The following is a 22,794-nucleotide window of genomic DNA, read 5'->3' on the forward strand; positions in this document are numbered from 1 at the left end:
GCCTTGAGAGCCTGTCCGACTGTCCGACAGGTTTGGGCCGCCGTGTCGGACCGGGGGTGTACGAAATGGGGGTCGTCATCTTGCTCCGACCTCCTGGCGCAGCCGTGCCTGCACCTCGGGCGGCGCGGCAGTGAGCGGTGCGCGCTGGCTGCGGCCCAGGGCTCGCAGGTACGCGACCACGGCCCAGCGTTCATGCGGCGTGAGCTGCGGGCCGTATGCGGGCATCACGCCGAAGCCGTGGGAGATGACCGCGAAGTAGAAGCCCGGCGGGTGCGGCAGCTCTCCCGTCGTGGAGGGCTCGTTGAGGCGTCCCTCCATCGCGAGGCCCCTTGGCCCCACTAGCGCCGCCTGCCGGGCTCTCGCCGTGCCTGCGTCACTCACCGGCACCTGCTCGCTCCCGGACTCCGGAGCCACACCGGACGTCGCCCACGCTCGGGGCCAGCCTGCATCGCTCGTCCACGCGACCGCGGCTCCGGGCCGCCCTGCATCGGCCGTGTCCCTCACGGCGCCCCACCCGTCCACCCTTTGGGGCAGCGGGAAGGCCTCCGGGCCCACCCTCGCGGTCACGGCCTGCGTCCCCGTGTATGGGGCTTCGCCCTCCACGACCCCGTAGACCACCTGGCTCGCGTGGTCGTGCGGCACGAACAGCCCGGGCGGCCGGCGCTGCGGCATCTTCCTGGCCACGATGGCGTCCCCGTCTCCCGTCAGCCCGTGGCACACCGCGCACCAGGTCTCATAGGCCGTGCGCCCCTCCTCCAGCAGCCGCCGGGTCAACGGCACCGGCACGGCCTGGAGCCATCGCCCGTCCGCCGTGAGCTCCCGCGTGTCCCCACGCGCGCGCCACTCCCGGGCCACCGTCCCCGGGACCAGGGGCCGCATGGCCCGGCCGTCGTCGAAGAACGTGCTCGCCTTGAACGCCTGCGCTCGCGGCTGCGACGCCATGGGGTCCGTGTCGTCGCACGCGGCCACTCCGCCCAGCAGCACCATGAGCGCCCAGCGCTTCATCGCGCGCCCTCCTCCACCACCGACACCTGCCGCGCTCCCAGCTCGCGCAGCGCCGCCTCCACCTTCGGCGCGTCCTCGCCGTCCACCGCCACGCTCGCCCAGAAGCCGTCCACGGAGGCGCTGCGGAAGGACTCCACGTCGAACACCGGGTGCGTCACGTGCGGGAAGCCGAAGAGCACCATCAGCGCGCCGAAGATGGTCAGCGCCGCGCTCAGCACGCCCAGCTCGAACGTGATGGGCAGGTTCGTGGGCACGCTGTGCAGCGGCCGTCCTCCCACGTCCAACGGATAGTCCACCGCGTTCGTGAACCACTGGGTCACGTACGCGAACACCGCCCCTCCCAGCCCCGCCCCCAGGGTCAGCATCGGCAGCCACGAGCGCTTCAGCCCCAGCGCCTCGAACGTCTCCTCCACCGGGAACGGCGTGTGCGCGTCCAGTTGCGCGAAGCCCCTCGCCCGCAGGTCCTTCAGCGCGGCCACCAGCGCGTCGCTGGACGCGAACTCTCCCAACACCCAGTGGCGGCTCATGGCGCACCGCCTGGCGGTGTGCCCTGCTCGCGCCGGAACTCGAGCGACGCGTCCACCTCGCGCTGGAGCTCCTTCATCTCGCTCACGGACACGGGCGGCACGAACTTCAGGAACAGCAGGAACGCCGTGCCGAAGAACGCCACCGTGCCGCCCAGCAGGCTCCAGTCCACCCACGTGGGCCGGTACGCCGCCCAGGACGACGGCAGGAAGTCCATGCTCAACGACGCCACCACGATGAGGAAGCGCTCCGTCCACATCCCCACGTTGATGAGCAGCGCCGCCACCCACAGCACCACCACGTTCGTGCGCAGCCGGGAGAACCAGAACACCTGCGGCACCCCCACGTTGCAGAACACCTGCATCCAGAACAGCGGCGCGTAGGGCCCGGAGAACTCCGCCTGCGTGGCGTGCATCTCGAAGGGGTTGCCGCTGAACCAGGCGAAGAAGTGCTCCTGGATGTAGCCGTAGGCCACCATCCACCCCGTGGCCATCAGCACCTTCGCCATGTTGTCCAGGTGCAGCGGCGTCACCACGTGCTCGATGCCCAGCGCCTTGCGCGCGGGGATGAGCAGCGTGAGCACCAACGCGAAGCCGCTGAACACCGCGCCCGCGACGAAGTACGGCGGGAAGAGGGTCGTGTGCCAGCCCGGCAACTGCGCCACCGCGAAGTCGAAGGACACGATGGTGTGCACGCTCACCACCAGCGGCGTGGCCAGCCCCGCCAGCAGCAGGTAGCCCGTGCGCCACTGCCGCCAGTGCTTCGCGGAGCCCCGCCACCCCAGGCTCGCCAGCCCGTACCAGAAGCGCGCCCGGGGCGTCCTCGCCGTGTCGCGCGCCGTGGCCAGGTCCGGAATCAGCCCCACGAACCAGAACAGCAGCGACACCGTGAGGTACGTCCCCACCGCCGCGATGTCCCACGTGAGCGGCGAGCGGAACTGCGGCCACGCCCGCAGGCTGCTGGGATAGGGCACCAGCCAGTAGAACTTCCACGGCCGCCCCAGGTGCAGCAGCGGGAAGAGCCCCGCGCACGTCACCGCGAAGAGCGTCATCGCCTCCGCGAAGCGGTTGATGGACCCGCGCCACTTCTCCTGGAACAACAGCAGGATGGCGCTGATGAGCGTCCCCGCGTGGCCAATTCCAATCCACCACACGAAGTTGGTGATGCCGAACGCCCACGCCACCGGGATGTTGTTGCCCCACGTCCCCACGCCCACGAAGAGCGTGACGCCCACCGCCACCGCCAGCAGCGCCGTCCCCGCGAGCCCCAGCCCCAGCAGCGTCCACCAGGTCCGGCCCGCGGGGCGGTGCACGTAGGCCAGCAGCGACTCGCTGTAGGCGCGGTCGGAGTGGCGCCCCTCCAGCAGCGGGTGCTCGGTGAGCGGGTCCCCGGGCGCGGGCACCTGCGGGTCGGCGGTGCTCATGCGCCTCCCTTCGGCGCCGGGTTCTTCAAGCGCACCAGGTGCACCGTGCGCGGCCGGGTGCCCAGCGAGTTGAGCAGCTTGTAGTGCCTCGGGTCCTCGTGCTCGCGGCGCACGCGCGACTCCGGCGCGCGCAGGTCCCCGAAGGTGATGGCCTCCGTGGGGCAGGCCTGCTGGCAGGCGGTGTGGACCTCGCCTTCACGCACGTCCCGGTGCTCCGAGCGCGCGACGGTGCGCGCCCGTTCGATGCGCTGCACGCAGTACGTGCACTTCTCCATCACGCCGCGCGAGCGCACCGTCACGTCCGGGTTCTGGCGCAGGCGCGCGAGGGGCTCTCGCCGCTGGTACTCCAGGTAGTTGAAGCGGCGGACCTTGTAGGGGCAGTTGTTGGAGCAGTACCGCGTGCCGATGCAGCGGTTGTAGACCATCTGGTTGAGGCCCTCGTCCGAGTGGACGGTGGCGTTCACCGGGCACACGTATTCGCAGGGCGCGGCCTCGCAGTGCACGCACGCCACGGGCTGGGTGATGAAGCCCGGGTCGTCCGGGTCGCCCAGGAAGTAGCGGTCGATTCGCAGCCAGTGCATCTCCCGGCTGCGCAGCACCCCGTCGCGCCCCACCACCGGTACGTTGTTCTCCGACTGGCAGGCCACCATGCACGCGCTGCACCCCGTGCACCGGTGCAGGTCGATGGCCATGGCCCACTGGTGGCGGTCGCTCTTCAGCAGCGCGCCTGGCGGATAGAGCCGCTCGCCGTCCTCCTGGAGTGCGTGGAGCGCCTGGGGCTTCGCGTGGAAGGACGCCTGCGGGAGCTGGAGCGCCAGTTGGCGGCCCTCCATGCTCCAGTGCTCCTGCGTGAGCGCCAGCGCGTGGTGCCGGCCCGTGCGGGTGACGGTCGGAGTGCCGACGGCCCACGGGCGGTCCTGGAAGCGCAGCGCGTACGCGTTGACGCCGACGCCCTGGCCCACCGGGCCCACGCGCTCGCGGCCGTGGCCCAGCGCCAGCGTCACCGTGTCGTCCGGCTGGCCGGGCAGCACCAGCACGGACACGTCCACCCCCTGGCCGCGCACCTCGATGCGCGCGACGTCGCCCTTCTCCAGCGACAGGGCCCGCGCGGTGGCCGGGGAGAGCAGCGCCGCGTTGTCCCAGGTGAGCTTCGTCACCGGGTCCGGCAGCTCCTGGAGCCACGCGTTTCCCGCGAAGCGGCCGTCATACAGCCGCGAGTCCAGCACCAGGGACAGCTCCAGTCCCTGGGGCGCTTCCGGTCCCGTGCGCTCCCGCGCGCCCTTCATCACCGCGGCCTCATCCAGCGCGACGCGCGCGGGCGGGGCCTGGGTGCCGGGGATGACGCCGTCCGCGAGCCACTCTTCCCAGCGCGCCTCGAAGTCCGGCGGTGAGTTGGAACGTTCACGCCACAGCGACTTGAGCAGGTCGTACGGGCTTTGGGACTCCAGGCCCGCGAAGACGGACAGGAGCTCCGCCTCGGAGACCGCGCCAGGGAACAGGGGCGCGATGAGCGGTTGCAGCACGGACGCGGTGCCGTCGGGGGCCTGGCCGTCGCGCCAGGACTCGAAGGGATGCGTCGCGGGGACGAAGGTGGGGCAGCGCGCCGCGGTCTCGTCCTCGTGGAGGCCGTGGTACAGGCGGAAGGGGACACGCTCCAGACGGCGCGTGAAGTCCGAGTCCACCGCCGCCGTCCAGGCCGGGTTCCACGCCGTGATGATCAGCGTGTCCACCCGCCCGTCGGACAGCTCGCCCAGGAGCGAATTCAGCGCCTCCGGGTCTCCGTCCGGGAGCGCCACGGGTTCGAGCAGCCGGGGCGTGTTGCCCAGCGCCTCGTCCAGCGCGAACGCCAGCGCATGCACCAGCGGCGGCTGGCGCGGACCCACCGTCACCCGGCCCTGCCCCCGATGCGCGAGCAGGTCGCTCGCCGCGCCGCGCACCCAGGCGCGCTGGGCATCCGTGAGCGCGGTCGGTGGAACGCGCAGGCCCGCGAGTCCCGAGGCCAACGCGGGGGAGACACGCTGACGCGGCCCGCCTTCCGCGGAGGGGCCGGGCGCGGGCGCTGATGGAGCGCGTGCATTCGCGCCCCTTCCATCAGCGTTCCCATGGCGTGCGTTCGTGCTGCCTGCATCGGCGGAGCCTTGCGCGGGCGCTGTTGGAGCACGCGGTTCAGGCGCGGGCGCTGAGGGTGCTTGCATGTCGGCGCCCTGCCCCGCTGGCGCAGCTCCGCTCAACCCCGCGCCCACCTCCGCCGCCAGCGCGAGCATCAGCGCGATGCCCTGCGACGGACGCAGCCGCAGCCGTTCGTCGGCGAAGCCGCCCGTGACGGTCAGCGTGCCCTCCGCGACCCACAGCCGGTTCATCGCCTCCGGCTTGCGCGCGTTCACGAAGTCGCGCGCCGCGCGCAGGTTCCCGGGCTGCGTCGTCGCGAGGAAGTCGTCGTCCACCGCCACCACCACCGCGCGCCCGACGTCGTGCACCACGTCCAGCACCCTGCCGTATGCCAACCGGGTGCCCTCGCGGCGCCCGTCCGCCAGGGCCGCGCCACAGGGGACGATCCTCGCGGACGGGAAGCGCTGCTGGATGCGCGCGTACAGCGCCTGCACCAGCGGGCTGCTCGTGGGCTCCACCAGGAAGCGCAGCCCCGCGCCTTGGTCGTCGCGCTCGGCTTGCTTGCGCAGCGCATCCCTCACGGTGCTCCACGCGGCCTCCACGCCCTGCAACCGCGCGGTCTTCGCCCTCGCGGGGTCATAGAGCCCCAAGAGCGCCGCCTGCTCGAACACCCCCGCCGCGCCCAGGCTCGCCGGGTGCAGCGGGTTGCCCTCCACCTTCGTGGGCCGCCCCTCGTGGCTCTCCACCACCAGCCCCACCGTGCGGCCGCCCCACTCCAGCCCCGTGGCGAAGTGCAGCGGCACCCCCGGCGTCAGCCCCTCCGGCGGCGTCGAGTACGGGAGGATCTTCTCCGGCGGCTGACGGAAGCACCCGCTGAAGCCCGCCGCCGCCAGTGACGCCGTCGCGAGCTGCAGGAACGTGCGCCGCGCCACACCCTCCGGCGGGAGCATCGCGCCGGGGGGATGCTCGCGCGACAGGGCCTCGCGTCCGGGCCCTCCCGCGTGCCACTCCTCCAGGCTCCTCCACGCGCGCACCGGCTCCGTCCCGTCAGCGCCGGGCGTCTCGCGGGCCTCCGTCCGTGCGGGGTCGGTCAGAAGTGGCATGTGTTGCAATCCGTCCTCGGGTTCACGTCGAGCGCGGCCTGCACCGCGCGGCCCGTCTCCCTCGGGTCTCCGGGGGGACGCCACGTGAGGTTCGCGACCTCGGACACGGGGCGCAGCCACGGCGCCGGGTCGCGGTGGCAGTCCAGGCACCAGCCCATGGTGAGCGGCGCCACCTGCTGCACCGCCGGCATCGTGTCCACGCGGCCGTGGCAGGTCACGCAGCCCACGCCCTTGTTCACGTGGATCTGATGGCTGAACCAGACGTAGTCCGGCAGCGCGTGCACCCGGTTCCACGGCAGCGCCGTCCCGTCGAAGCCGCTGGCGCGCACCGGCTCCAGCCGCTCGCTCTCGTTCCACACCTGCGCATGGCACCCCAGGCAGCGCTGCGTGGGCGGCACTCCCGCCACCGGCGAGCGCCACGCACCCTCATGGCAGTAGCCGCACGGGATGCCCTCGTCCCCCACGTGGTGCCGGTGGTCGAACGGGAGCGGCTGCTCGTGAGGCGTGAACGAGCCGCGCCCCAGCGGGTTGCGCGCGAGCAGCAACAGCCCCGCCAGCGACGCCGCGGGCACACCCAGGGCCAGGGCGATGAACGCCCGCAGCACCGAGTCAGTCCCCGGGCGAAACAGCGGAGCCATGCCCCTCCCCCCATGCAGCGTGGAGCCTCCGCGGATGCACGGGCCGGAGGCGCGCGCGACAGTGGGCGCGGCCGCATGGCGGCCACCAGCCTCCCGTTCGCGTCCCGTCGCGTTTCACACGGCCAGGGCGCGCGGCGTTCTCCAGCCCACGGCAGGGCTGTCCCCCCGTACAGCGCGCGAGCCCCGCGCGCTGAGCGGCCCCGCGCCTCAGGACGGCAGCGTGCGCCCGCGCACGGACGCAGAGGCCGTCATCACCGACGCCGCGCCCACGTACACGTCCACCGGAGACAGCGGCCCGGAGCCCGGCAGCGCCGCCAGCTCGCGCACCACCGAGTCCCGCCCGTGGCACTCCACGCCGTGCCCCAGGCAGTCGCGCAGCGCCCCCTGGAGCCCCACGGCGGAGTCCGCCCCGCGCGCCTCCAGCACCCCGCGCAGCACGTCCCGCAGCGCGGGCGACACCCCACCCAGCGCCGCGTCCACGCCCGCCGCGTCCTCGGGGACCACCGTGTTCCCGCAGACCAGCTCCACCAACACCCGCCCCAGCGCGCGCAGGTCCTCTCCCGGCGAGCCCACCGCGCCCTCGCGCACCGGCGGCTCCACCGCCTCCTGCCGCGTCGGCGACATGAAGCGGCGCAGCAGCGGACGCGCGCGCCCGAGCCCGAAGTCCGTCAGCGTCACCTCACCGCGCGGCCCCACGCGGACGCGGTGCGCATGCACGTCCCCGTGCACCACGCGCGCGCCATGCGCGGCCTGCAGCGCTCCCGCCACCTCCGCGCCCACGTGACACACGAACGCCTCCGACGGCCGCCCGCCCCGCCCCAGCACCCGCCGGCGCGCCGTGGCCAGCGAACAGCCCGGGACGTAGTCCGACACCACCGTCAGCGTGTCGCGCACGTCCACCTGGAAGCCATGGAGCCTCGCGATGCCCGGGTGCCGCAGCGGCAGCGCGCGCGCCAGCGCCTCCTCCAGCGGACGCCGCGTCTCCGGCGCCAGACCCGACGCCAGCAGGAACGTCTTCACCACCAGCGGGCGCGCGTCCGAAGCGTCCGGCTCCAGCGGCCACACCAGGGACACCCACTCGCCCAGCGGACCCCTCCCCAGCGGATGCAGGGGGGCGAACGCGGGCAGCCGGGTGGCGAACGGAAGCACGGACATGGCAACCTCCAACCCAACACATCCAACCCGTGACGTCAACGCATGGCGCCCTACGTCACGGGTCCTGCATTCCCCGACACCCGGGCACACGGCCCGGGGTGCCGGGGAAGGCCCGAGACTAGAAGTAGCCGCCGACCGTGGTGGTGATGCCCAGCGTCACGTCGTTGCCCGCGAAGTAGCCCTGCTCCGAGCCCAGGCTGCCCACGTCCTGGCTGATGATGGCGCGCACCTGCGGACCCGCGCCGATGAAGAAGTTCGGCGTGAGGTGGAAGAGGACGGGGGCGTTGAAGTCCAGGACGAAGTTCACGTCGCTGGCGCCCGGCACGTGGGCGAACTGCACGCCGAAGCCCGCCTTGGGCCAGAGCGACACGCGCTCGCCGAGCGGCAGGTGGTAGCCCACGCGGCCCAGCACGCCCAGGCCCACGACGGTGCTGTCACCGAAGCCGAAGGCCACCAGCGCGGACGCGCCCACCGACAGGTTCTGCTGGAGGAAGTAGTCCGCGGAGGGCTCCAGGCGGATCAGGAACACCTCGGAGGCGGTGTTGTAGCCCAGGAAGCCGTTGAGGTCCTGGCTGATGACCATCTGGCCCGCCTGGCCGAACGACGACGACCGGCCCGGGTTCGCGTTCAGGTTCGGCTCCTCGGCCGCCATCGCCGGCACCGACACCGCGAGACCCGCCGCGACCGCAAGACCCGTCCACTTGCTGTTTCCACGCATCGATGTTGCTCCCCTCGTTCGCGCCCGGCCGACCCTTCCCGGAGCGCATGCGGGGCCTCTTCTAGCCAAAGCCCGCCGCAACGCGAGGATGTTTTCCGACCCACCCAACACTTCGTTGACACGCCACCATCAGCGCCGCGAACGGAAAAATCCTGTTCGCGGCCCCTCCGGCGCCGGTGACGTCTGATCGCGGCCTGTCTCAGCGGACCGCGCGCATCAGGCCGCGCGTGCCCAGCACCGCGCCGCCCACCACCCCGCCCGTGAGCGCGGCCAGTCCCAGCGTCGCGGTGAAGCGCTTCCACGCGGGCGTCGGCGGCACGCTGCCCCGGGGCCCCACGCCCGCGGTCACGGGGGTGAAGAGGTTGCCCTCGGGCCGGTCCAGCGGGGTGTCCGTCGTCTGCATCCGCGCGCCGAAGCGGGACAGCACCGCCTTGCCCACGGAGGGCGCCACGCCGTTGAGCCACAGCATCAGCCGCCCCTGGAGGAACGCCGGCACGGACGTGCGGCCGGGCCGCTTCGCCAGGCGCACCACCGCGCGGGCCACCAGGTCCACGTCGTACGTGGGGGGCACCGGCACGGGCTTCTTCCCCAGCATCGTGGGCGCGTGGTCGAACATGGGCGTGGACACGGACGGCACCATCACGTTGGAGACGTGGATGCCCGTGCCGGCCAGCTCCATCTCCAGCGCCTGCGCCCACCCCAGCGTCGCGTGCTTCGCGGACGCATACGCGGACAGCAGCGGCGCGGCCCCCGCCGCCAGCATGGACTGCACGTTGAGCACGTGGCCGTGGCCCTGCTTCCGGAAGTGCGGCAGCACCGCGCGCGCGAAGCGGAAGTAGCCGAAGCACGACACGTCGAACACGCGCGTGATGTGCTCCCAGGGCAACTGGTCGAAGTAGCCGTAGGACTGCACCGCCGCCGCGTTCACCAGCAGGTCCACGCGGCCGTAGTGCGCCACGCACTCGCGCACGACGCGCTCCACGTCCTCGGCCACCGTCACGTCGCCGTCGCTCACCAGGCACTCACCGCCGCGCTGGAGCACCTCCACGCGCAGCCGCTCCAGGGCCGACTGGCGCCGGGCGGTCACGCACAGCCGCACCCCGGCCTCCGCCAGCCGCAGCGCGGACTGCCACCCCACGCCGCTCGACGCGCCCGTGACGATGGCCACCTGTCCCCTCAAGTCCTCGTGACGCGCCATGCGCTTTCGCCCCTCCTCGGCCAGAGGTGGGCCTTCCGCCCTGGCTTCGCACGAGGCAAGCCCGCGGAATCCTCCGCGTCCCCGCCCGCTCGCACGGCCGTCCTCCGGCCGGGGGGCCGCCGCCTACGACCAGGAGACGTCGTAGTAGGCGTCCACCAGGGACTGGGCGTACCCGCGCACCTGCACGTCGTGCACGCCCGTCACCTCCAGCGCGGACTGGAGGATGCCCTCGTTGTAGGGCACCGGCATCAGCGAGCGCTTCATGATGACCCGGCCCGACGTGGGGCCCGTCCACTCCACGGAGCGCTCGCCGAAGTTCAGCGCCGTGCGGTAGCCGGAGTGCATCAGCTCCAGCAGCCGCTTCGGGTCACCGCCCGCCTGCTGCACGAAGTCGCGCGCGAACATGGAGTTGAGGAAGTCCAGCATCGCCTGCGTGCCAATCTGCCGCTGCGCCGCATCATGGCCGCCGACGAGCGGCGACAACTGCTCCGCCGCCACGTAGGACAGCCGCAGGAAGCGCGGGAACGGATAGGTCTGCATGGGGATGAAGTCCGCCGTCTCCTCCACCAGCTCCAGACAGCGCTTCACCGCGTCCGGCCCGCCCAGGAAGCGGACCGCGTCCAGCACGCCCAGGAAGAACAGGCCCCGGCTCGTCTCCTCCGGCGCCGTCGCGGCCAGACGCGCTTCCAGGTCGCGGGCGACGTCCTCGGGTAGATTCAGCGTGCCAGCCGGCATCTGCGTCGTCCTTTGAATGAGGGGGAATGGACCAGGCGGGGACCTGACGGGGCGCGAGGATTCCACAGGTCCCGCTCCATCGCGAGTCCTCGATGCGCACGCGCCGCGCCACGCGACACATGTTTCACGACGTGTGAGGTCCTTGCTGGCCTTCCCCGGATGGCGGAAGGAAGTGGCGCACCACCTCCATCAGTGACGCCACCGACACGGGCTTGCGCAGGTAGGCCGCCGCGCCCGGCGGATGGAAGGGGCTGCCGGACAGCACGATGATGGGCACGCCCTCCAGCATGCGCTCCTGGGACAGCCTCGCGAGGAAGGCCTGTCCGTCCATCACCGGCATCATCAGGTCCAGCAGCACCAGTCCCGGACGCGGGTGGGACTTCAGCCAGCTCCAGGCATCCGCACCGTGGATGCACTGCGCGACGCGATAACCTTCCAGCTCCAACAGCGTCGCGACCGCATCCCGGAGGTCTTCTTCGTCCTCGATCAACAGGATGAGAGGGGCACTGTCCGTCATGCGGTTTCTCCACTCGCTTTCCGCCACGCATCCGGCCGTCGCGTGGCTGTGTGGGGATTCCGGCTCCGCCTGGAGACCCGGAGGTCCGCGGGGGGGAGGAGCCGGAAGAGGCATTGGCGCCGTGGAGAAATAACGACTCGAACCCCCCGGCCTGATTTCTTTCACCGCGCGTTTTCGTGCCTGCCCGCCTGCTCTCGCGTCCGCTACTGGACGTGGCCACGGGGCCGGCGGCACTGGCCCTCGCCGCCGCGCGTCCCCATCTTCAGGCTGGGGAGACGCGTGCGCGTCCTGAGAGAGGAGCGGCCTTGAAGTTCCGCGACCTGTTGAATGGCTGGCCGGTGCTGCGTCAGTTCGCCCGGGGAGATGGCCGGGCGCTGGGCGACACGGCGATGTCGGCGCGAAGCCGCTCGCTGGCTCCGCGCACGAAGTCCGCTGATGCCATCGTGAAGTCCATCTGTCCGTACTGCGCGGTGGGCTGCGGGCAGGAGGTGCACGTGCGCGACGGGCGCATCCTCGACATCGAGGGCGACCCGCACTCGCCCATCTCCCGCGGCCGGCTGTGTCCCAAGGGGGCCGCGACCTTCCAGTGGGTCACGGGCACGCAACGCGTGCGGCAGGTCCTCTACCGCCGCCCCGGCGGTACGGAGTGGGAGCCCATCCCCCTGGAAGAGGCGATGGACAAGGTGGCCGAGCGCGTGAAGCGCACGCGCGACGCGACGTTCGAGGTGACGGACGCGAAGGGCCAGTGGGTGAACCGGACGCTGGGGATGGCGCACCTGGGCGGGGCGACGCTGGACAACGAGGAGAACTACCTCCTCAAGAAGCTCTTCAGCGCGCTGGGTGTGGTGCAGGTGGAGAACCAGGCTCGAATATGACACGCGTCCACGGTGCCCGGTCTGGGCATCACGTTCGGCCGCGGCGGAGCCACGACGTTCCAGCAGGACCTGCAGCACTCGGACTGCATCCTCATCCAGGGGTCCAACATGGCCGAGTGCCATCCGGTGGGCTTCCAGTGGGTGATGGAGGCGAAGGCCCGGGGCGCGAAGGTCATCCACGTGGATCCGCGCTACACGCGCACCAGCGCGGTGGCGGACGTGTACGCGCCCATCCGCGCGGGCACGGACATCGCGTTCCTGGGCGGGCTCATCCACTACGTGCTGGAGCACGAGCGCTACTTCCGGGACTACGTGGTGCACTACACCAACGCTGCCACGCTCATCCGCGAGGGCTTCCAGGACACGGAGGACCTGGAGGGGCTCTTCAGCGGCTACCAGCCGGAGGCCAACCGCTATGACATCGCGTCCTGGCAGTACCAGGGCGCGGCGGGCGCCATCCCGGCGGCGGGCCACAAGGAGCTGACGGACGAGCCGGGCGCGGGCGGCGGCGGGCACGACCACCGCGTGGACGTGCACGACGAGCACCGCGACGAGACGCTCCAGCATCCCCGGTGCGTGTTCCAGCTCCTGAAGCGCCACTTCTCCCGCTACACGCCGAAGGTGGTGTCGCAGGTGTGCGGCGTGGAGGAGGCGCTGTTCCTCCAGGTGGCGCGGACGCTGTGTGACAACTCCAACCCGGAGCGCACCAGCGCGTTCTGCTACGCGGTGGGCTGGACGCAGCACTCGGTGGGCGTGCAGTACATCCGCACGGCGGCCATCCTCCAGTTGCTGCTGGGCAACATCGGCCGGCCCGGCGGCGGCATCCTCGCCCTGCGCGGGCACGCGTCCATCCAGGGCTCCACGGACATCCCCACGCTCTACAACCTGCTGCCCGGCTACCTGCCCATGCCGCGCGCGAACGCGCCCGCGGACGGCCTGGAGCACTACCTCCGGAACAACCCGTCCGGCAGCGGCTGGTGGTCGGAGTTCCCCAAGTACGCGGTGTCGCTGCTCAAGGCGTGGTTCGGGGACAAGGCCACGCAGGACAACGGCTACCTGTTCCGCCACCTGCCCCGGCTGACGGGCAATCACTCGCACATGCAGACGGTGGCGGACATGGCGGACGGGAAGCTCCAGGGCTACTTCGTCATGGGGGAGAACCCCGCCGTGGGCAGCATGAACGGGGCGCTCCAGCGCAAGGGGCTGCGCCACCTGGACTGGCTGGTGGTGCGCGACTTCACCCTCATCGAGACCGCCGAGTTCTGGCGCACGGCGCCGGAGGTCCAGGCCGGGCAGGTGCGGCCGGAGGACATCCCGACGGAGGTCTTCTTCTTCCCCGCCGCCTCGCACACGGAGAAGGACGGCAGCTTCACCAACACGCAGCGGCTGCTGCAATGGCATCACAAGGCGGTGGAGCCGGCGGGGGACACGCGCAGCGAGCTGCACTTCGTCTACCACCTGGGGCGCAAGCTGCGGGAGCGCTACGCCGGCTCCACGGACCCGAAGGACGCGCCGCTGCTGGATTTGACGTGGGACTACCCCACGCACGGGCCGCACGCGGAGCCCTCCGCCGAGGCGGTGCTGAAGGAAGTCAACGGCTACACGGTGGCGGACGGCAGGCCGGTGGACGGCTTCACGGCGCTGAAGGACGACGGCTCCACGGCGTGCGGCTGTTGGATCTACTCGGGCTGCTACAAGGACGGCGTCAACCAGACGGCGCGGCGCAAGCCGGGGCAGCAGCAGACGTGGGTGGCGCCGGAGTGGGGCTGGGCGTGGCCGTCCAACCGGCGCATCCTCTACAACCGCGCGTCCGCGGACGCGAGCGGCAGGCCCTGGAGCGAGCGCAAGCGCTACGTGTGGTGGGACGCGGAAGAGAAGAAGTGGACCGGCGAGGACGTGCCGGACTTCATCGCGGACCGGCCGCCAGAGTACCGGCCGCCCGAGGGCGCGACGGGGCTGGCGACCCTCGCGGGCAATGATCCGTTCCTGATGCAGGCGGACGGCAAGGGCTGGCTCTTCGCGCCCAGCGGGATGATGGACGGGCCGCTGCCCACGCACTACGAGCCCATGGAGTCGGTGGTGCCCAACCCGCTCTACGCGCAGCAGTGCAGCCCCACGCGCGAGGAGTGGCGGCGCAAGGACAATCCCTATCACCGGGCCTGGGGCGACCCGCGCTATCCGTACCTGGTCACCACGTACCGGCTCACCGAGCACCACACCGCGGGCGGCATGTCGCGCTGGCTGTCCTGGCTGAGCGAGCTGCAGCCGGAGATGTTCTGCGAAATCTCCCCGGAGCTGGCGCGCGAGAAGGGGCTGAAGAACGGGGACTGGTGCACGCTGGCCACGGCGCGCGGGGACCTGGAGTGCCGGGCGCTCGTCACGGAGCGCATCCGCCCGCTGAGGGTGAAGGGGCGCCAGGTGCACCAGATTGGCCTGCCGTACCACTGGGGCGTCACGGGGAGAGTGCGCGGCGAGGGGGCCAACGAGCTGACGGCGTTCGTCGCGGATCAGAACGTGGACATCCAGGAGTCGAAGGCGTTCACGGCGGACCTGCGGGCGGGGCGGATGCGCTCGGGGGAGCGGGCCGCGGCGGGAGCGGCGCCGCCTCCGTTGACGGTGCCGGAGGTGCCGCGCGACGTGACGCCCCAGGCGGACCACGCGGAGACGCAGGAACCCGAGGGGAAGGGATAGGCGCATGGGGAGCCGCAAGGGGTTCTTCACGGACACGACGCTCTGCATCGGCTGCAAGGCGTGCGAGGTCGCGTGCAAGCAGTGGAACCAGCTCCCGGACGACGGCTTCCACTTCACGGGGATGTCCTACGACCACACGGCGCACCTGGGCGCGGCGACGTGGCGGCACGTGGCGTTCGTGGAGCGGCCGGTGCCGTTGCAGGGGCAGACGTCGGGCGCGGGGGACTTCTCGTGGCTGATGATGTCGGACGTGTGCAAGCACTGCCAGCGCGCGGGGTGCCTGGAGGCGTGCCCCACGGGCGCCATCGTGCGCACGGAGTTCGACACGGTCTACGTGCAGCCGGACGTGTGCAACGGCTGCGGCTACTGCGTGTCGGCGTGTCCGTTCGGGGTGATTGACCGGCGCGAGGATGACGGGCGCGCGTGGAAGTGCACGCTCTGCTACGACCGCATCGGTGACGACCAGACGCCCGCGTGCGCGAAGGCGTGCCCCACGGCGTCCATCCAGTACGGCGACCTGGACGAGCTGCACGCGAGAGCGGAGTCGCGGGTGCGCGACCTGCATCAGCGAGGCATGACGGACGCGTACCTGTATGGGAAGGACGCGCAAGCCCAGCCGGGCACGGGCGGGCTCAACGCGTTCTTCCTGCTGATGGACAGGCCGGAGGTCTACAACCTGCCGCCGGATCCGGTGGTGCCGACGAAGAAGGCGCTGCGCTCGTGGGCCTCGGTGGCGATGGGCGCGGTGGGCATGGTGGCGGTGGCGCTGGGCGCGGTGGCGTTCGGCCGGGAGGGGCGCGGATGAGCGACGACACGCTGTTGGATCGGCTCCAGCGCAAGGCGGACGGGCGGAACATCGACCCGCGCGCGGGCATCCTGGAGGGCGAGGGTGCACAGCAGCGGGTGAAGGACCCGGAGCCCGCGCGGCAGGGGATGGACGTGCTGACCACGGTGCCGTCGCGCTCCGGGCCGGACAGCGCGGAAGCTCCGAGCTACTACGGCCTGCCGGTGTTGAAGGAGCCGCTGTGGATCTGGACGGTCCCGGCGTACTTCTACGTGGGCGGGGTGGCGGGCGCGGCGAGCGTGCTCGGGGTGGCGCTGGAGCACCTGGGGGGACGCAGGCTGGAGCGGCTGGCGGAGCGCTGCCACGCGGTGGCCACGGCGGGGGACATGGTGAGCGCGGGGCTGTTGATCCACGACCTGGGCCGTCCGTCGCGCTTCCTGAACATGCTGCGCGTGTTCCGGCCCACGTCGCCCATGAGCATGGGTTCGTGGGTGCTGGCCGGTTCGGGCGCGGTGAACACGGCGGCCTTCGTGCTGCGGCGGATGCCCGGCGCGCTGGGGGTCATGGGGCGCGCCGCGGGGTGGATGGGCGCACTGCTGGGCCTGCCGCTCGCGGGGTACACGGCGGTGCTGGTGAGCAACACGGCGGTGCCGCTGTGGCAGCAGGTGGGGCGCACGCTGCCGCTGTTCTTCATGGCCTCCGCGACGGCGAGCGCGGGGAGCCTGTTGTCCCTGTTCCCGCACACGGACGCGGAGGAGCGCGTGCTGCGCCGCTTCCGCATCGCGGGCAAGGTGGCGGAGGTGTTCACGCGCGAAGCGGTGGAGCTGGAGGCGCGGCAGGTGGCGGAGGTGGGGAAGCAGCTGCGCACGGGTGCGTCGGGAGCGCTGTGGGCGCTGTCGAGGACATGCTCCCTGGCGGGCCTGGTGATGGACGTGCTGCCGGGACGTGCGAGGTGGAAGCAGGTGACGGCGGACGTGCTGACCACGGTGGGAGCGGTGGCCGCGAGATACGCCGTCATCCAGGCGGGCAAGGCCTCCGCGAGGAACCCGCAGGCCACGTTCCAGGGACAGCGGCAGGGCCTGGGCGCGGCACAGGTGGACGGGAACACGGAGGCGTCGGACGGAAAGCCCCTGAGCTTCCCTTTGCCCGTGCTGGGTCAGGGCTCGGCGCCACGGGCCGGCATGCCCTACGCGCGGTTCATGGTGACTCGGCCGGAGCGGTAATACCGCGTCTTACCTTGTCGGTCGGGAGTGCTACGTTCGGAGCATGATCGAGTCCATCACGCTCGCGAACTTCAAGAGCTTCGGCGAGGAGCAGACCATCCCACTGGAGCCCATCACGGTGCTCGTGGGGCCGAACAACTCCGGCAAGTCGAACTTCATGAGCGTGGCGCGGTTCTTGGGCAACGTTGCTTTGACCGACGTTAGCGTAGCCGCCCAACAAGAAGGGAAGTTCCTCCTCCATGCACCACCATCTGGGGATGGCACCTGCTCTATCGGGTGGAAAACCCCTGAATCCCAATACTCCTTTCAACTTTCGCCATCCATCTCAGTGCTCAGCGAGTACGCGACAGATCCTGATGGTGTCCCGTTCTCATTGGCTTATGGAAAAGTCTTCGTCAGGGGTCGTGAGCACTCCGGATATCTCCACAAAGGAGGCCTCGCCATCCATGAGATGCGTAGTTGGAATCCTCCATTCCATCTCTTCAAGACTCCATGGAAGTCCTTCAGCAATACGAAGTCAGTCAAGCTCTCCCTCACTGCATTACGTGGGGATGCCGAGGTCATTCCCAACCCTGAAATAGGCCTAGATGGCCGAGGACTCGCGGCCGTCTTGGGCCTCTGGCGAGGGGCTGAACCCGAGAAGGTGAACGCGCTCAACGGCTTCCTAACGCGGTGCCTGCCTGAGTTGAAGGACGTGCTTGTGCGTCCAGCGCCAGTGCCAGGACATCAACGCCTCTGGTTCCGGCAGAAAGACGGTCTGGAGTTCGACGCCGAACACGTCTCCGACGGAGTGCTGGCCTTTACCGCGCTTGCCATGCACGCGCTCAGCAGCGAGTCGGGCCAACTCCTCTGCATTGAGGAACCCGAACAGTCCATCCATCCCAAGCGACTCCGTGAACTCGTCGATTTACTCAAGGATCTTGTCCGCGAACGCGGCTGCCAGTTCATCATCGCCACACACTCGACTGTGCTCCTCAATGTCTTCCGAGATGAACTGGAAGCCATCCTCCTCTTCCGCCGCACCGACAAGGGGACGCGCGTGAAGCGTTTGAGCGACGTACCCGAACTGGTCGAGGACCTTCAGAAGACACCACCAGGAGATCTTCTGGAGACCGGCGCCTTCAGCACCGCGTTCTGAAATCCCGTGCTCACGGTCGCAATCGCCAGTGAGTTCCACGCTTACGACGGGGAACTCTACCGTTACCTCCTTGAGCGGGTTCTCGGCACTCCTGTTCACGCATGGGAGAGTGAGCTCAAGTTCGACGGCTGCAAACATGTGCGAAAACAGGCAGGCCTGTATCTCAACACAGCAGCGAAGCATGGCGTCCGCCACGCGCTCGTAGCCGTCGACAATGACGGCGGGAGCAAGCGCAGGCTTCCCCACCACCCGGATCATGACGTCGCACAACAGAGCGCAAACGATGACGGGTGCCGTGTGTGCTGGCTGCACAGCGCCATTCCGCCGGACTGGCGCGAAGACCCCTATCGCTCCTGCGTGATCGTGCCCACGCAGACCCTGGAGACCTGGCTCCTCATCGCCAAGGGCCATGACTTCACAGAGCCGTCTCCCGAGCAGCGCTACAACCGTCAGGCGCTGAAGAAGGACTGCTACGGCAAGCCCCTGCCCTCAAGTCAGGTCATGAAGGGCAAAGCGCTAGAATGGCTCCAGCACCCTGAAGCCATCACACGACTTTCAGCACGCCCAAGCTTCCAGGCCTTCGTCGACCAGGTGAAACGCTGGTGACCTTTACGACAGGTGCGGGACCTGAAGGAGATCCACTGCCATCGCCCGAGGCGGCTGGGAGATCCACTGCGCCAGCGCCCCATCCAGGATCCGCCCGGTCGTGGCCTCGTCGTACTTGAGCGAGCGTCCCAGCGCGCGAGCCAGTCCCACCAAGAGGAAGTCCAGCTTCTCCGCCGCCCGCCGCACAGCGCTGTCCACATGCCTCGAAGTCCGCAGGTGCCGCGCGGCCTCGCTGGCACGCGGTGCTCCCATGGCAGGCAGGTGGTTCGACAGCAGCGCCATCAACACGTCCGGCCCCACATCACTCGCGAGCGCAGCGAGCCGTTCTCCCAGCAGCAGCACGAACCGAGCCTGCTCCTGCTGCTCATCAGCCATCCGCGTTCCTGTATCGAACGACCAGTTCGTGAACCCCTCCGAGTGGGGAACACGCATCTCCGACAGCTGCTTGTGCAGCGACAGGATGAGCACGTACTCCGGCTTCCCTCCCGCGTTCTCCAGCCGCACGCTGACGACCTGACTCCCGGTCCGCAGCCGCTCCTTGAGCAGGCGCAGGAAGGGCTCCCCCTCCGCGCCCTCCAGGGCGTAGCGAATCAGCGAGTTCCAGTCCCGGGTCATCCTGAAAGGGTCCATCCTTCCCTACTCCCCGTCAACCTGCCCCACACGCCCACGTCCCGGACTCACCGCTCCGGCAACGTCACGCCGTAGCGGACCAGGTCCTCCGGCGTGTTCACGTTCGCCAGGGCCCGCAGCTCCGGATCCACCGCGCGCAGTGCGTCCACGGGCAGCACCCGCGTGCGGAACCGCATCAGCAGCCCCCGCAGAGACGGATCCGCCACCAACGCTTCACCCCAGCGTGACACCAACTCCGTACGATAGGCCGCGAACAGGGGCTCCCACCGGCCGTCTCGCTCGATGCACACCGCGTCCACATCCTCGCCCCGTGCTTCCAGCACCACCCGCGCCGCGGCCTCCGTCACAAACGGCATGTCGCATGCCACCGCGAACACCCACCGCGTGCGGGCCGCGCCCAGGGCCGCGTGGACCCCTCCCGGTGCACCCTTGCCCTTCACCGCGTCCGCCACCGTGCGAAGCCCGAAGCGTTCGTACGGTTCCGGAACATTCGCCACCAGCAACACGTCCTCGAAATGCGACCCGAACGCCCGCAGCCGTTCCAGGGTCGTGAGGCCCTCCACGCTCAACAGCCCCTTGGCCACGCCTCCCAACCGGGTCCCCTGCCCCCCTGCCAGGATGGCCAGCGTCACGTCGGGAAAGGTCGCGGATCCGTCCATGTCCGCCGACCCTACACACCTCTCATCCTCCCGGAAAACGCTCCACATCCCGGATATCGCCAAGCCCCTGGGGGAGGGAGCAACCGCGCACCCCACGCCCCCCGTGGACAAGGCACGCGCACCCCGTCGTAGAGTCCGGCCTCCCGTCCTGGACGCATGCCGCTGACTCCCCTCCCCGCCGCGCGACTGGCCGCGCTCGACGCCATCGCGCCCGCGGCGCCCGCCCGCCTTCCCTTGATGGAAGCCCATGGCCGGTTCCTCGCCGCTGGCATCGTCGCGTCACGCGCGCTGCCCGGCTGCGACAACTCCGCCATGGACGGCTGGGCCGTGCGCGCCGGGGAGACCCGGGGCGCCAACCGGGACCGCCCCGCGCGCCTGCGCATCGTCGACACCGTCTACGCCGGCCACCTCCCGCGCCGCGCCCTCCAACCCGGCGAGGCCGCGCGCGTCTTCACCGGCGCCCCCCTCTCCCCCGGCGCCGACGCCGTCGTCCGCCAGGAGGCCGCGCGCCCCACCCCGGACGGCGCCCACGTGGACGTCTTCGTCTCCGTCGACCCCGGCCATGACCTGCGCCGCGCCGGCGAAGAGGTGATGCCCGGCACGCCGCTGTTCCCCGCCGGCCAGCGCGTGGACGCCACCGTGCTCGGCGTGCTCGCGTCGCTGGGCGAGGCCACCGCGCTCGTGCGCCCCGCGCCGCGCGTCGCCGTCGTCGCCACCGGGGATGAGCTCGTCCCCCCCGGCCAGCCCGCGGCGCCCCACCAGGTCTTCGAGAGCAACCGCGTCCTCGTGGCCGCCCTCGCCCGGGAGGCCGGCGCGGACGTCACGCACCTGGCCCGCTCGCGCGATGACGAAGCGGAGCTGCTGGCCCGGCTGGAGACGCTGGCGCCCCAGGTCGACGTGCTCATCACCACCGGCGGCGCGTCCGTGGGCGACAAGGACTGCGTGAAGCGCGTCCTCACCCGGATGGGCGCGCGCTTCCTCGTGGACGGCGTCGCGCTCAAGCCCGGCAAGCCCGTGGCCGTGGCCCGCCTGGGCTCCACCGCCGTCGTCGTGCTGCCCGGCAACCCCGGCGCCGCCACCGTCGCGTTCGACCAGCTCGCGCGCCCCCTCCTCTTCAAGCACCAGGGCGTCATCGAGCAGCGCCGCGTCACCCGCGCCCGCCTCTCCGAACCCCGCCACAAGCAGGCCGGCCTCACCTACCTGGTCACCGTCGCGGCGCTCGAGCCGCGCGAGGACAGCGCCGAGCCGTGGGCCCGCCTGCGCCCCCAGGGCGCCGGACAAATCCTCCAGAACGTGGCGGCCCGGGGCTGGGCCGTGCTCCCCGCCGGCCGCGCCGACTTCGCCCAGGGCGAGTCCGTGGACGTGCAGCGCTTCGACTCGCCGGACTTCCACGCCGTGGAGGCCGGGTGAAGCCTCCTCCCGCGATGGCCCTCGTCGGCCACTCCGGCGCCGGCAAGACGACGCTCCTGGAGCGCCTGCTGCCGGAGCTGGCCTCGCGCGGCCTGCGCGTCGCGTTCGTGAAGCACTCCTCGGATGCGCACCCGCTCCACCGCCCGGGCAGCGACACCGCGCGCCTGGACGCCGCGGGCGCCGTCCTCACCGGCTTCGCCACGCCGGACGGCACGCAGCTCACCACCCGGCGGCCCCTGTCCCCCGCGCTCCTCGCGCGCGACGCGGACCGCGTGGACCTGGTGCTCGTGGAGGGCTGGAAGGACGGCCCCCTCCCGAAGCTGGAGGTGTGGCGCGAGGGCCTGGAGGCCCCGCTCGCGGCCTCGCGCCCCGACGTCCTGGCGCTGGTGACGGACGCGCCCGCGCTGCCCGCCGCCGTCGCCTCGCGCCCGCGCGTGCCCGCCACCGCCCCCGCCGTCGCGGACTTCCTCACCCGCTGGCTGGGCGAAGCCGCCGCGCTGCCGGACGCGCATGCATCGAACGCCCCCACGAGGCCTCCTCTGCCTGAACCTCGCGGCGTCACCCACCGCGCCGTGCGCCGCTTCGACGGAGACACGCTCCGTGCGGCCGAGGATGACCGCGTGGCCGTGGAGGAGCCCCTGGAGATCCGCGTGAATGGCGACCCCGTCGCCACCACCATGAGAACCCCCGGGAATGATCGCGAGCTGGCGGTCGGCTTCCTCTTCGCCGAGGGCATCCTCGATGACCGCGACGACCTGGGCAGCCTCTTCCACTGCGGCCACCCCGGCGAGGAGGGCTACGGCAACGTGCTGGAGGTCGTCCCCGCCGCCGGCGCCGTGCTCGACCTGGAGCGCGTGGAGGCCACCCGCCGCGGCACCCTCACCACCTCCGCGTGCGGCGTGTGCGGCCGCCGAAACGTGGACGACCTGATGGCCACCCGCGCGAGCGTCGCCCCCGGCCCCGTCCTCTCCGCCCGCACCGTGGCCCGCGCCACCGAACAACTGCGCGCCCTCCAGCACACCTTCGAGCTCACCGGCGGAGTGCACGCCGCCGCCGCGCTGGACGCCCACGGCCAACTGCTCGCCGCCCACGAGGACGTGGGCCGCCACAACGCCGTGGACAAGGTGGTGGGCGCCCTGGTGCTGGCCGGCGCCGTGCGCGCCCCGCGCCGGTTGCCCACACCGCCCTTCCCCGCCGCCCCCACGGTGCTCGCCGTCAGCGGCCGGGCCAGCTTCGAAATCGTCCAGAAGGCCGCCCGCGCCCGCATCCCCGTCGTGGTCAGCGTGTCCGCCGCCAGCTCCCTGGCCATCGACCTGGCCCTGCGTGCCGGCGTAACGCTCGCCGCGTTCTCAAGGAACGGCCGCTGCAACGTCTACACGGCGACAGAACGCCTGGAGCCACACCCCCAACCCTCGGGAATTCCTCATGACTTCCGCCATGACTGAGCCCGGTGAAGGGGCAGCCAGCCGCCTGTCAGACCGGCATCGTACATGCAGTCGGCGGCCCCGCCGGGTCATGTGGGGGGCCAGGGGGGATCCAATGACCCCGTCCGACTTCAATGTCCACGCACGGGAACTCACACCCGACGGCTGGGATGGGTGTCCAAGTTTTCACCTGTTGTCATGTATTTCTTGCTGAGCAGTGGTTGCGCC

General features: G+C 71.2%; 19 protein-coding genes. 7 read left to right on the plus strand and 12 right to left on the minus strand.

All coding sequences use genetic code 11. The features are described 5' to 3' along the window. Window positions 1-75: 75 nt before the first annotated feature. The 10 genes from K8556_RS28685 to K8556_RS28730 all read right to left on the minus strand — a co-directional run bounded on the left by K8556_RS28685 (window position 76) and on the right by K8556_RS28730 (window position 11,126). Window positions 76-1,005: a c-type cytochrome gene (locus K8556_RS28685; RefSeq protein WP_223743299.1), complete on the minus strand. Its 930-nt coding sequence runs from the start codon at window positions 1,003-1,005 to the stop codon at window positions 76-78. Continuing rightward, the gene (locus tag K8556_RS28690) at window positions 1,002-1,532 is read right to left on the minus strand and encodes a DUF3341 domain-containing protein (protein ID WP_223743300.1); all 531 of its coding nucleotides are present in this window, start codon (window positions 1,530-1,532) and stop codon (window positions 1,002-1,004) included. Before K8556_RS28690 ends, K8556_RS28685 begins: the two co-directional genes overlap by 4 nt. Further along, on the minus strand, window positions 1,529-2,953 hold the full coding sequence (gene nrfD, locus K8556_RS28695; RefSeq protein WP_223743301.1) for an NrfD/PsrC family molybdoenzyme membrane anchor subunit: 1,425 nt from the start codon (window positions 2,951-2,953) through the stop codon (window positions 1,529-1,531). The genes K8556_RS28690 and nrfD (K8556_RS28695) overlap by 4 nt, the downstream gene beginning before the upstream one ends. Continuing rightward, entirely contained in the window at window positions 2,950-6,165 is a 3,216-nt protein-coding gene (locus K8556_RS28700) for a TAT-variant-translocated molybdopterin oxidoreductase (RefSeq protein WP_223743302.1), read from the minus strand. Before K8556_RS28700 ends, nrfD (K8556_RS28695) begins: the two co-directional genes overlap by 4 nt. Continuing rightward, window positions 6,153-6,803 carry a cytochrome c3 family protein gene (locus K8556_RS28705; protein WP_223743303.1) on the minus strand — a complete coding sequence of 217 codons (651 nt, stop codon included), beginning with the start codon at window positions 6,801-6,803 and terminating at the stop codon, window positions 6,153-6,155. Before K8556_RS28705 ends, K8556_RS28700 begins: the two co-directional genes overlap by 13 nt. Before the next feature lie 207 nt (window positions 6,804-7,010). Next, complete coding sequence (locus K8556_RS28710; RefSeq protein WP_223743304.1) at window positions 7,011-7,958, minus strand: protein kinase; 948 nt, start codon at window positions 7,956-7,958, stop codon at window positions 7,011-7,013. A 118-nt stretch (window positions 7,959-8,076) separates the two neighbouring features. Further along, window positions 8,077-8,676, minus strand: coding sequence for a hypothetical protein (locus K8556_RS28715; RefSeq protein WP_223743305.1), 600 nt, complete (start codon window positions 8,674-8,676; stop codon window positions 8,077-8,079). A 199-nt stretch (window positions 8,677-8,875) separates the two neighbouring features. Continuing rightward, window positions 8,876-9,874, minus strand: a complete 999-nt coding sequence (locus K8556_RS28720) for an SDR family NAD(P)-dependent oxidoreductase (RefSeq protein WP_223743306.1) — start codon at window positions 9,872-9,874, stop codon at window positions 8,876-8,878. Window positions 9,875-9,997: 123 nt separating this feature from the next. Beyond that, a complete protein-coding gene (locus K8556_RS28725; protein ID WP_223743307.1) occupies window positions 9,998-10,609 on the minus strand; it encodes a DUF2378 family protein in 612 nt (203 codons plus the stop codon). A gap of 124 nt (window positions 10,610-10,733) precedes the next feature. After that, entirely contained in the window at window positions 10,734-11,126 is a 393-nt protein-coding gene (locus K8556_RS28730) for a response regulator (protein ID WP_223743308.1), read from the minus strand. A 305-nt stretch (window positions 11,127-11,431) separates the two neighbouring features. Between K8556_RS28730 and fdh the strand changes: the two genes are divergently transcribed. From fdh to K8556_RS28755, 5 genes are read left to right on the plus strand one after another with little or no spacing between them, the layout of a single operon-like run. Next, a complete protein-coding gene (gene fdh / locus K8556_RS28735; protein WP_255652377.1) occupies window positions 11,432-14,692 on the plus strand; it encodes a formate dehydrogenase in 3,261 nt (1,086 codons plus the stop codon). Between the two features lie 4 nt (window positions 14,693-14,696). After that, on the plus strand, window positions 14,697-15,497 hold the full coding sequence (locus K8556_RS28740; protein WP_223743309.1) for a 4Fe-4S dicluster domain-containing protein: 801 nt from the start codon (window positions 14,697-14,699) through the stop codon (window positions 15,495-15,497). Continuing rightward, entirely contained in the window at window positions 15,494-16,699 is a 1,206-nt protein-coding gene (gene nrfD / locus K8556_RS39560) for an NrfD/PsrC family molybdoenzyme membrane anchor subunit (protein WP_304504016.1), read from the plus strand. Before K8556_RS28740 ends, nrfD (K8556_RS39560) begins: the two co-directional genes overlap by 4 nt. A 43-nt stretch (window positions 16,700-16,742) precedes the next feature. Continuing rightward, a complete protein-coding gene (locus K8556_RS28750; RefSeq protein ID WP_223743310.1) occupies window positions 16,743-17,837 on the plus strand; it encodes an AAA family ATPase in 1,095 nt (364 codons plus the stop codon). 6 nt (window positions 17,838-17,843) lie between these two features. Then, a complete protein-coding gene (locus K8556_RS28755; protein WP_223743311.1) occupies window positions 17,844-18,443 on the plus strand; it encodes a hypothetical protein in 600 nt (199 codons plus the stop codon). 3 nt (window positions 18,444-18,446) lie between these two features. Here the strand turns inward: K8556_RS28755 and K8556_RS28760 are convergent, their stop codons facing one another. Next, complete coding sequence (locus tag K8556_RS28760; RefSeq protein WP_223743312.1) at window positions 18,447-19,073, minus strand: hypothetical protein; 627 nt, start codon at window positions 19,071-19,073, stop codon at window positions 18,447-18,449. Window positions 19,074-19,120: 47 nt separating this feature from the next. Continuing rightward, the gene (locus K8556_RS28765; protein ID WP_223743313.1) at window positions 19,121-19,732 is read right to left on the minus strand and encodes a molybdenum cofactor guanylyltransferase; all 612 of its coding nucleotides are present in this window, start codon (window positions 19,730-19,732) and stop codon (window positions 19,121-19,123) included. A 156-nt stretch (window positions 19,733-19,888) separates the two neighbouring features. On the opposite strand from K8556_RS28765, the gene glp reads away from it, so the two are divergent. Together glp and fdhD are read left to right on the plus strand one after the other, a co-directional pair. Then, on the plus strand, window positions 19,889-21,142 hold the full coding sequence (gene glp, locus K8556_RS28770) for a gephyrin-like molybdotransferase Glp (protein WP_223743314.1): 1,254 nt from the start codon (window positions 19,889-19,891) through the stop codon (window positions 21,140-21,142). Continuing rightward, window positions 21,139-22,587 (plus strand): formate dehydrogenase accessory sulfurtransferase FdhD, encoded by a 1,449-nt coding sequence (fdhD, locus tag K8556_RS28775; protein ID WP_223743315.1) that lies wholly within the window; start codon window positions 21,139-21,141, stop codon window positions 22,585-22,587. Before glp ends, fdhD begins: the two co-directional genes overlap by 4 nt. Window positions 22,588-22,794 lie beyond the last annotated feature (207 nt).

Origin of the sequence: Corallococcus sp. AS-1-12, from assembly GCF_020036995.1 — a bacterium.
GTDB lineage: Bacteria > Myxococcota > Myxococcia > Myxococcales > Myxococcaceae > Corallococcus.

Coding starts and splice junctions, on each gene's coding strand:
- K8556_RS28740 (WP_223743309.1), top strand. CDS start 14,697: ATGGGGAGCCGCAAGGGGTTCTTCACGGACACGACGCTCTGCATCGGC.
- K8556_RS28710 (WP_223743304.1), bottom strand. CDS start 7,958: ATGTCCGTGCTTCCGTTCGCCACCCGGCTGCCCGCGTTCGCCCCCCTG.
- K8556_RS28685 (WP_223743299.1), bottom strand. CDS start 1,005: ATGAAGCGCTGGGCGCTCATGGTGCTGCTGGGCGGAGTGGCCGCGTGC.
- K8556_RS28720 (WP_223743306.1), bottom strand. CDS start 9,874: ATGGCGCGTCACGAGGACTTGAGGGGACAGGTGGCCATCGTCACGGGC.
- K8556_RS28760 (WP_223743312.1), bottom strand. CDS start 19,073: ATGGACCCTTTCAGGATGACCCGGGACTGGAACTCGCTGATTCGCTAC.
- nrfD (WP_223743301.1), bottom strand. CDS start 2,953: ATGAGCACCGCCGACCCGCAGGTGCCCGCGCCCGGGGACCCGCTCACC.
- K8556_RS28700 (WP_223743302.1), bottom strand. CDS start 6,165: ATGCCACTTCTGACCGACCCCGCACGGACGGAGGCCCGCGAGACGCCC.
- K8556_RS28750 (WP_223743310.1), top strand. CDS start 16,743: ATGATCGAGTCCATCACGCTCGCGAACTTCAAGAGCTTCGGCGAGGAG.
- nrfD (WP_304504016.1), top strand. CDS start 15,494: ATGAGCGACGACACGCTGTTGGATCGGCTCCAGCGCAAGGCGGACGGG.
- K8556_RS28715 (WP_223743305.1), bottom strand. CDS start 8,676: ATGCGTGGAAACAGCAAGTGGACGGGTCTTGCGGTCGCGGCGGGTCTC.
- K8556_RS28730 (WP_223743308.1), bottom strand. CDS start 11,126: ATGACGGACAGTGCCCCTCTCATCCTGTTGATCGAGGACGAAGAAGAC.
- K8556_RS28725 (WP_223743307.1), bottom strand. CDS start 10,609: ATGCCGGCTGGCACGCTGAATCTACCCGAGGACGTCGCCCGCGACCTG.
- glp (WP_223743314.1), top strand. CDS start 19,889: ATGCCGCTGACTCCCCTCCCCGCCGCGCGACTGGCCGCGCTCGACGCC.
- K8556_RS28765 (WP_223743313.1), bottom strand. CDS start 19,732: ATGGACGGATCCGCGACCTTTCCCGACGTGACGCTGGCCATCCTGGCA.
- K8556_RS28690 (WP_223743300.1), bottom strand. CDS start 1,532: ATGAGCCGCCACTGGGTGTTGGGAGAGTTCGCGTCCAGCGACGCGCTG.
- K8556_RS28705 (WP_223743303.1), bottom strand. CDS start 6,803: ATGGCTCCGCTGTTTCGCCCGGGGACTGACTCGGTGCTGCGGGCGTTC.